We start from the raw sequence: 4,055 nt of genomic DNA, 5'->3' as shown, positions 1-4,055 counted from the left end.
TGTGGTGAGCGCCTTTATACTAAAGAAACTGTATCCCGTTTTGAGCAGATTAGAACGAAACTTGCTTTAAATGATATTTCAGATTTTGAAGAACTGGGACATTCGTATAAAGCTGTCGCTTAGAAAATGAAGTGGAGTGAATGGAAGGTTAGAAGAGTAGAAGGATCAATATACCCACTCTTCCTTTCTTCCACTCTTCCATCCTCTATGGAGGACATATGGATAAAAGACAAAATTTAACAATTCTTAAAGAAAAAATGCCAGATCTTTATAATCAATTTGGTGTAAAGAGTATTGCTCTTTTTGGAAGTTATTCACGTGATGAAGCTCACGAGCAGAGTGATGTTGATCTGATAGTAGAGCTTGAAAAAAAAGCTTTTTTATACGTTCGAAACTAAAAGAATATCTAAAACAATGCCTGAATAAGGAAATTGATATCAATTATTTCGAGAGTTTAAGGAAAATAATTCGAGATAAAGTAAAAAAGGATTTAGTATATGCTTTAGCGTTCCAAGTCCACTCCTTTTTCACTCAAGGATTGATAAATGAAACTAACCCGAGTATCATTGGACCAAGTAAAAAAAATTGCTTTACCGATTATGTCAAATGGCTATGCAAAAAGAAATAAGCTAAGGTCTTCAGCAGAAGAAAAAAACGTTCTGGAGAAAAACTTTCACGTGACAAGCGATTTAGCTCAAACCCTCACCTCAGCTCTGTCTAAACTTAAAGATCACTTTCAAAATGATATTGAAATGTTGCATTCAGCAGCATCTCTTGTAATATCCTCTATTCTCAACGAAAGTAGGATATCTTGCGCAATTGTTGGCGGTCAATCTGCTGCGTATTGCAAACATTGGTACAGCCATTGGTACAACAAAAAACTATAAAATTCAAATCCCGCTTTGCGGGAACAACCGATTCACCGAACAACCCATCGACCTATCAACCCATTCACCCATTCACCGATAAACCAAACAATGCCAATCCCAAACGACACATCCCCTGATGCCGATAAAATGCAGGTCGATTTATTGCGTAAAGCTGGTACAACCGGAAGGTTCAGAAAATTGACTTCTTTAAGTCATTCGGTTATGCTGATGTCAAAAAGAGCAATCAATCGTAAAAATCCTACCCTAAGTAATTCTGAAAAGTCACTGGCTTTTTTATCGCTTCATTATGGTATTGAACTGGAGAGTAAAGTTCGGGCATACTTGGTTAAACGAGGACAATATGAGTGAATCTGAAATAGAATCAACAATCCGACCGCTTATTGAGGTGCTTGATAAATTCAGGATTCCATAAATCCTCAAAAGAAATATTATATCAGTTCACCTGAGGATATCATTTTAAATAAATTACTATGGTATAAAAAAGGTGACATGAAATCAGAAAGGCAGTGGCTTGATATCATTGGAGTGCTTAAAGTGCAGAATGATACGCTTGATTTAGCATACTGCAAAGATTGGGCGCACCAACTAAAGCTTACAGCGCTTCTTGAAAAAGCACTTAAGGAGTCCAAAGGCTGAGAATATAACCCATTCACCCATTCACCGAAACATGCCCTATCAATCTACTGGTACAACTTAAGACTATAGCGTTCAAGTCCCGTCTTGACGGGAAACAACTAAAAGTCTGGCAAGATTGAAAAAACCTTGCAGTCGCAATCTACAAAGTCACTGGTACAGAAAAATTCTCCCGGGACTTCGGCTTAAAAGATCAAATCCAGCGTTCATCCGTATCAGTCGTTTCAAATATCGCTGAGGGATACGATCGTACATCAAAAAAAGAATTTCTCCATTTCTTAAGCATTTCCAGCGGTTCACTCGCTGAATTAAGAACACAACTGGAAATCGCCCAAGCAATAGGCTATATAAAAGCAGACGAATTCAAATTGCTTGATGAATCATGTTGTTATATAGGCAAAATGCTCACAAACCTTAAAAAATCCAGAAGAACCTAATAAAAATCTATTCACCCATTCACCTATTCACCTATTCACCGAACACCCGATAAACCAAACAATCGAACAATCAATGTTCACAAATAAAGAAATATCCCGATATAAAGAATCCTGGGCGCGAAGAGAACGCGACGAAGCACGGCGAAACAAGGGCCTCCATACGGAAGCACGCAAAACAGCCATGACGATGGCTTTTATGCTCCGGGATAGATATCATGTCAAAAAAGTCTGCCTTATAGGATCAGCATGTAAATCAGGCTCCTTTGACAACCATTCGGATATTGATCTGGCAGTATATGGACTGAAAAAAAAACACTATTGTTCCGCACTTGCTGACTGTATGGAAATGAGCCGGTTTCCTGTAGACTTAATTGACTGTTCAACAGCACAAGTTCTCATGAAAAAACGTATTGAGACGGGAGAAATTTTGTATGAAAAATAGACAAATTCCTGATCTTATTGCAGAGATTGAAAATGAGTTGGATTCAATTAATCTTCTTTTTGATCAGCTAATAAAAACAGCACAATCAATCCCGCGTAGTAAAGTAAAAAGACAGATTTATGAAGAATCAATTGCACTGAAATTGCATAATTTTTATACGGGATGCGAGCGTATATTTCGTAAAATTGCAGATTCTGTAAACGGCGGAACGCCGGATTCGTATGATTGGCATATCCGGTTATTAAATATAATGTCTCTTGAACTTGATAAAATCCGCCCCCCGGTTATATCTAAAAAGACAGCATCTTTACTGAAAGATTTCCTCGGATTCAGACATGTAATACGGAATATATATGGATTCGAACTTGATTCCGAAAGACTGACGTTTCTGCTCAATCGACTCCCCGCAGCTGTTTCCGGATTTCAGAATGACATCAGCAAGTTCATTACTTTTCTCAAAAAACTGGAGCAATAACCCATCAACCCATCAACCCATTCACCTATTCACCTATAGACCGAGTAACCGAGTAACCGAGCAAACAAGCCATGCTCCCTAAAAAAGAATCCTCAACCGTAGAATTCAAAGCGACATTCGATAAAGAAACAATCGAAACGCTTTGCGCATTCGCAAATGCGAAAGGCGGATCTGTATTTATTGGTATCAATGATTCTGGGAAAGCTGTTGGGGTAACCCTTGGTAAAGAAACTGTCCAGCAGTGGATCAATCAGATCAAGATGTCAACAGCGCCATCTATAATTCCAGACATTGCAATTAACAGTTCCGGCCAAAAAGAGTATGTTGAAATTCGCATACCCGAATATCCAATCAAACCTGTAGCTTGTAAGGGCCGTTATTACATGCGATCGGGTTCTTCTAACCACATAATGACAATAAACCAGGTTGTAGATACACATCTTAAAATATTCAACCGGAGCTGGGATTATTATATAAATCCGGAGCGTTCTCTGGATCAGATCTCTTTTGAAAAAGTGCAAGCTTTTATTGATTCGGCAAATAAGCATCGGGTACATCCTGTTGATGATGGACCTTTAGATGTGTTACAGAAATATGAGTTGCTTCGAAATGGTGAACTTTCCAATGCATGTTATCTGTTATTTGCCAAAGAGCAATGTCTTTTTTCAACAATTGAGCTTGGTAGATTTCAATCAGAAACCATAATTAAAGATGAATTTAGGTGTCAAAGCGACTTATTTACTGAAGTAGATGAGGTTCTGGATTTTATTACCAAGCATATTAATAAAGAAATCCGTATAAGTGGTAAAGCACAACATGATTCAATTTGGCAGTATCCCCTTGATGCTGTGCGTGAAGTTGTTATTAATGCTATTATCCATAGAGACTACTCCCAGCCAAATGATTCTGTTGTTAAAATTTTTGATGATAAAATCGAGATATTCAACCCCGGCGGTCTCCCTGCAAACATTTCAATAGAAAAACTTATATCCGGGAAATATGTCTCTACACCGAGAAATCGACTTATTGCTGAAATATTTAAGAATGCCGGCCAAATTGAAAAATATGGTTCCGGGATTCATCGAGTTTTAAGGTTATGTGAAGAATATCAGTGCCCATTACCCTTATTCGAGGAAATCTCAAATGGTGTAATGGTAACACTGTATCCAGTATTAACC

General features: G+C 37.9%; 6 protein-coding genes. All 6 read left to right on the top strand.

The features are described 5' to 3' along the window. Positions 1-218 precede the first annotated feature (218 nt). Positions 219-398: a hypothetical protein gene (locus GF401_20460; GenBank protein ID MBD3347436.1), complete on the top strand. Its 180-nt coding sequence runs from the start codon at positions 219-221 to the stop codon at positions 396-398. Positions 399-545: 147 nt separating this feature from the next. Beyond that, positions 546-887 (top strand): hypothetical protein, encoded by a 342-nt coding sequence (locus GF401_20455; GenBank protein MBD3347435.1) that lies wholly within the window; start codon positions 546-548, stop codon positions 885-887. A gap of 492 nt (positions 888-1,379) precedes the next feature. Beyond that, the gene (locus tag GF401_20450; GenBank protein ID MBD3347434.1) at positions 1,380-1,526 is read left to right on the top strand and encodes a hypothetical protein; all 147 of its coding nucleotides are present in this window, start codon (positions 1,380-1,382) and stop codon (positions 1,524-1,526) included. A 137-nt stretch (positions 1,527-1,663) separates the two neighbouring features. Further along, entirely contained in the window at positions 1,664-1,960 is a 297-nt protein-coding gene (locus GF401_20445; protein MBD3347433.1) for a four helix bundle protein, read from the top strand. Positions 1,961-2,391: 431 nt separating this feature from the next. Beyond that, positions 2,392-2,877 (top strand): hypothetical protein, encoded by a 486-nt coding sequence (locus GF401_20440; GenBank protein MBD3347432.1) that lies wholly within the window; start codon positions 2,392-2,394, stop codon positions 2,875-2,877. A 71-nt stretch (positions 2,878-2,948) separates the two neighbouring features. Further along, positions 2,949-4,055: AAA family ATPase (locus tag GF401_20435; protein ID MBD3347431.1), on the top strand; the 1,107-nt coding region annotated here is incomplete at its 3' end.

This window comes from Chitinivibrionales bacterium, assembly GCA_014728215.1.
GTDB lineage: Bacteria > Fibrobacterota > Chitinivibrionia > Chitinivibrionales > WJKA01 > WJKA01.
This window is presented reverse-complemented; position numbering and strand designations above follow the sequence as displayed.